This window comes from Shewanella sp. 11B5 (genome assembly GCF_002836795.1).
Lineage (GTDB): Bacteria > Pseudomonadota > Gammaproteobacteria > Enterobacterales > Shewanellaceae > Shewanella > Shewanella frigidimarina.
Map to the genome: position 1 here is coordinate 1 of NZ_PJAP01000417.1, position 5058 is coordinate 5058.

Below are 5058 nucleotides of genomic sequence, written 5' to 3' on the forward strand. Positions count from 1 at the left end.
CTCTTGAGCTGTTAAGTAAAAGAAACAACTCACTTAACCGATAACTTTTAAATCTAGTTTTGAAAAATAACGGTTTTACATATCTCGAACCCCAAATACCTCAACGCCATATATGGCGTGTTTGCAGCCCTTAAAAACGGGTATATTTATATAAGCTTGAAACGACTAAGTAACTGGCTTTGCGTCCTCTCACGCTACATCCGCTCCGTTGGGCTGCCTTATAGGAGTCCATTTTATTTCTTGCGATTTTTAGATACAAAAAATCCTGTAAGCATTTGATGCGTAAAGGATTTTTTATTTTTAATTTGGTCGGTATGAGAGGATTCGAACCTCCGACCCCTGACACCCCATGACAGTGCGCTACCGGGCTGCGCTACATACCGAAATGACTTCGTTTGACTTTAGATATAATGAAAATATCATCATAAATGCCAATCACTTAGCATGACTGAGAGCCTTGGGGGGTTACTAAGTGGATAATTACTGTATCAATTGCGATTTGTTTACGCAAGTAGTTAGTTATCAGTCGGTTATCGATTGATTATAAACTATCCATTAAATAAAACGCTCGACCTTATCTATGCATAAGCATGCATGATAGCGCTTAATGAAAAGCTCGCTCGTTTACAATATTTAAACTAAATATCTTATTCGTTATAAAATATTTTATTGATTATAAAGTCTACGACCTTCACGCATTACTTGGATCAATTCTGGTGCGCTCATTTTCTTATCTAAACGTTTTTTATAGTCTAAATCGTAAATGCGGTATTTACCGAAACTATCCAATACTGTTATTTCAGCTTTCTGGTAAATGGCAAAGCGGCGGCTGTCGCCTATGTAAACCCAGGTTTCATTATTAGGTTCTAACAAGCTGCGGCCTGAACTGTAATCTGTACTTGGATTAGTGCAGCCTAACACATGGCTTAGCAAGGTTGGCGCTATGCCGTAATGGCTGGTGCGGTAATTCACTTTATTACCATGGCTGTCGGGCCAATGGATGATCAGCGGCACTTTAACATTACCTGGCGATAAATCGCTGCGGGCGTCGCTGGTATTACTGGTAAAGACCTGGCCGTAAGTGCCAGTGATGAGCACAATGGTATCATCACTAACGTTATTGAGTAAGCTTGCCAGTTGTTGGTCTATAAAGTTAAGTGATTGACGATATTGATTAAACAGCACCTTTTGCGCAGGCTTTAATGCCATATGCGGTTTGATGGTTTGTACGCCTAAAAATCCGACTGGGGTGTCGTAATCTTTTGGTGCGGTAAGATTCACTAAGGCAAACCACGGTTGTGTTTGTTTTGGCTGCCAAGCATTCACCGCATTAATGGTGTTGATATCGGCATCTGCGCTGCCATTATCGCCTTCGCTGATATGAATGTTTATACCGCTGAACATTGCGCTATTAGCAGCGTATTGATCATTTTCAGGCGCAAACATGGCTAATTGATAGCCTTGTTGTGACAGAGTGTTGGTTAATATTGGGCTGGTGCTATCAAACTCTTTGCGATCGCTGTAGTTGCCTTGTAAGCCATACATGAGGGTAAACATGCTAGTTTCAAAGTCTGTACCACCACTATAGTGATTCATAAAGTGCTGATTTTGAATACGATACTGGCTTAAGAACGGCATGGTGACACTGTCGACCATGTCTGCTCGTAGGCTGTCTATGCTGATAACCATGACATTGGGTTGGCTGTCTGCAGTACATTGCATCGGACTGATGGGATAGCTCAACTTACGTGATTTAGTGTTGCGAGACTCTGTTGACTGCATGCTGCTGTCAATGCCGTGATTTTCCATAAACGAGCGTGCTGTCGCAGGGTATGACACTGGATAGGCGTCGTCAAAACGGGTGACTTCAGTCATATTGGTCGCGTCGGCCCAAATATGAAATAAATGGCTGCTGACAAAACAGATACCGACAAACAGCACCACTTTGTTGCCCCATTGTTTTTTCTGAATTTTGTCGATGCGTTTCCACAGATAATTGGCTGCGGTAAGCTCTACAATCACAATGACGATAGGTGTCACTATATATGAAGTGCTGTGTAATAGCGCGTTGAGATCTTGCCAGGCTAAGTCGAACGCAAAAGGACTTAAATGGATACCGTAGTCGTCATAAATAATGGTGTCATACAGTAGGGCATATAAACCAAGAGAGGCGATAAATGCAGCAAAACCACGTAAAATTTTGGAGTAAGGTAATAATAAGGTAATCGGGAAGATAAAAATTAAGTAACCGATAAAGGCCAAAAAGGTAAAATGACCAATGGTGCTGATTGACAGGTATGCCCAACCAATAATGGTTTCTGGGTAGCCGACACTGCCAATATATCGAGCGCCAATTAACATCGCTAATATGCCATTAAAGAAGGCAAACCAGTGACCCCAATTAACTAAGCGTGACACTTTATCACGCGTCATTTGCTGCTTTTTGCGCTCGATCATGTTAACTCGTATTCCTACGTTATTATCACAGACTATTTTCAGTGTAACTGATTGTTAGCATTGGTGATAAATTTTATTTAGTCGATTACTTAACCGACTGTGTTAAGGCTTTAGCAAATTGCTCGGCAACTTTTTGACGTGATTCACCTGGGACTTTTTTGTCGAGTAAATGGGTCACGCAATTGCCCAATACCATTAGGCTTAAATCGGTAGGAGCTTGATGCTTAGCTAGTACTGCAAGCAGCTCGCTGATAAGTGCTTCAACTTGAGTGTTTGTGTATTTAGATTGAATTGCCATAGTCAGAAAACTTCAATAAATAATGAATTAGCTGCACATAATAACGGATTTAGCCGGCGCTCGCCTCAAGTTTTATTCGCTGTATGTGAGGAATATTGTAAACCCTTGTTCGATTTATACGGTTGGTCTGATATCATTCTTTTTTAAAATAACATCTGCGACAGACTAGGATTAACAAGGCTTATGAGCATTAGTATTGAGCAAGCAATTATTCACGAAATTTCTCAAGACAGTCAGGGACAAATGCGTTGTCGTTTACGTCCGCAACCGTTGTTGAATACTCACGCCGTTGAAACCATGTTAGAAGAGTTGCATCAAACCTATTCGGGTAAAGCGGGCAAGGGATTTGGTTTTTTTGGAACCCATGGCGATGATGGCGAAGCCAACAGTGAATTTTCTGATGCTCTGACCGGTTATCGTAAAGGCGATTTAGGTTTTGTTGAGTTTAGCGGTCAAGCGAGCCAACTGTTGCAACAAGAACTGGCCAAGTACGATTTTAGCCAAGGCGGTTTTTTGTTGATGTCTTGCTACACCAGCATGACAAGCGACTATTTATTTGTGGCGTTATTAAGCGCTAAGTCGTCGATGACAGTATTAGATGACATGGAATTGTCGCAAAACAACCATTTAGATTTAAATAATATTCAGTTAGCGGCGCGTATAGATTTAACCGAGTGGCAGGCAGATAAAAGCTCACGTAAGTATATTTCGTTTATTCGTGGCCGTGCTGGCCGTAAAGTTGCCGATTTCTTTTTAGACTTTATGGGTTGTGTCGAAGGGGTGAACACTAAGGCGCAAAACAAAACCTTGATCCATGCGGTTGAAGATTTTGTCGCGGGCAGTGAGTTAACCAAAGATGAACGCCAAGATTGCCGTAACAAGGTATTTGAATATTGTTCTGAGCGCGCTGACGCTGGTGAAGTGATTGAGGTTAAAGACTTAGCAGATGAGTTAGCGGATTCTGGTATGGATTCATTTTACGATTTTGCTTGTGGCGGCAGCTATGAGTTAGATGAAGAGTTTCCAGCTGATAAAGCCAGTTTACGCAGCTTGAAGAAGTTCTCGGGTACCGGCGGTGGGGTGACATTGAGCTTTGATGGCGGCCATTTAGGTGAGCGGGTTATTTATGACCCGATATCTGACACTATTTTGATTAAAGGCGTGCCAGCTAATTTGAAAGACCAATTAGATCGTCGCTTAAAAGGCGAATAACGTAAGCTTAATTGGTATTGTTACAACAGCGTCCTATTTGGGCGCTTTTTTATGAGCGAAGATAATAGCGAGTCTAGGTTTAACGCGTGCTATGCTTTGGTGAGTTAGCAAGTGAAGCGAGCTAACATGTTGTAGGATCTAGTATTGCGTGTGATTTTTGGGTTCAATAGCGTGCAAAGTGACATTAACTTACGCAGATTTTTTATATCAATATACTGATGCGTAAACGTGTCAGTGGCGGTGAACTTTGCAACTTTTTGTTTGGATTTATCTAACGGCTTAGCTCATGGCTTATTTAGCAAATTACCGAACAAATTATCTAACTGGTACGATTTTTGGCGCAGTTGAATATTTTACTTTTCATTCATTTGTAGTTGAGTAAACTAGCGCCACTTTTTGAGTGTTTTTGTTTGTTATGCTTGTAATAGCCTAACGGACTTTGGGGGAGCGATGATCACTGCATACGCCTATCAAAATAGAGAATTAATCACCACCGAATTGAATGTGGGCGATAAAGTCCCTGAATCAACCTTGTGGTTAGATTTATTAAAACCCGATGATGCAGAGCGTCAATGGTTGAGGCTATTCTCTGCTGAAGAAGTTCCTGACGAAGAAGATATTAAAGAAATTGAGGCTTCGGCGCGTTTTTATCAAAACCAAGACGGGTTACACATTAACTCGTTGTTTCCTCAGCGTGTGAGTTCAGATGTACGCGCAGTGAACGTGTCGTTTAACTTGCGAGAACGTTTTTTGCTAACAATGCGTGAAGAAGATGTCGGCCTTATTCGTTTACTGCGTAATTACCTACGTTTAGGGCGCTTGGATATTACCACTCCACAAGGCTTGTTGTTAGAGCTCTTTACTTTGAAAGTTGATTATCTATCTGACTTAATTGAAGATATTTATAGTATTTTAGAAAATGTTGGCGAGCAAGTATTTAATGACGAAGAGCTTGATGGCGTTTTTAAACTGATTACCTTACAAGAAGATTCGAACGGTAAAATTCGATTAAGTTTGTTGGATACTCAGCGTTCATTACGTTATATGCAACGTTATTATCGTGACCGATTGTCGGATGAAAACTTAAAAGA

General features: G+C 41.0%; 4 protein-coding genes and 1 tRNA gene. 2 read left to right on the forward strand and 3 right to left on the reverse strand.

Going from position 1 to position 5058, the window contains the following annotated elements:
- Window positions 1-306: 306 nt before the first annotated feature.
- From CXF78_RS09705 to CXF78_RS09715, 3 genes are all read right to left on the reverse strand, one after another.
- Window positions 307-383: transfer RNA gene (locus tag CXF78_RS09705), tRNA-Pro, on the reverse strand.
- Between the two features lie 283 nt (window positions 384-666).
- Window positions 667-2457 carry a DUF3413 domain-containing protein gene (locus CXF78_RS09710; protein WP_102036653.1) on the reverse strand — a complete coding sequence of 597 codons (1791 nt, stop codon included), beginning with the start codon at window positions 2455-2457 and terminating at the stop codon, window positions 667-669.
- Between the two features lie 85 nt (window positions 2458-2542).
- Window positions 2543-2755 (reverse strand): YejL family protein, encoded by a 213-nt coding sequence (locus CXF78_RS09715; RefSeq protein ID WP_011637946.1) that lies wholly within the window; start codon window positions 2753-2755, stop codon window positions 2543-2545.
- Window positions 2756-2938: 183 nt separating this feature from the next.
- Here CXF78_RS09715 and yejK point away from each other — a divergent pair, with 183 nt between their 5' ends.
- Both yejK and CXF78_RS09725 read left to right on the forward strand, forming a co-directional pair.
- Entirely contained in the window at window positions 2939-3967 is a 1029-nt protein-coding gene (gene yejK / locus CXF78_RS09720) for a nucleoid-associated protein YejK (RefSeq protein ID WP_011637945.1), read from the forward strand.
- A 450-nt stretch (window positions 3968-4417) separates the two neighbouring features.
- On the forward strand, window positions 4418-5058 hold a 641-nt coding region (locus tag CXF78_RS09725; protein ID WP_102036654.1), incomplete at its 3' end, for a CorA family divalent cation transporter.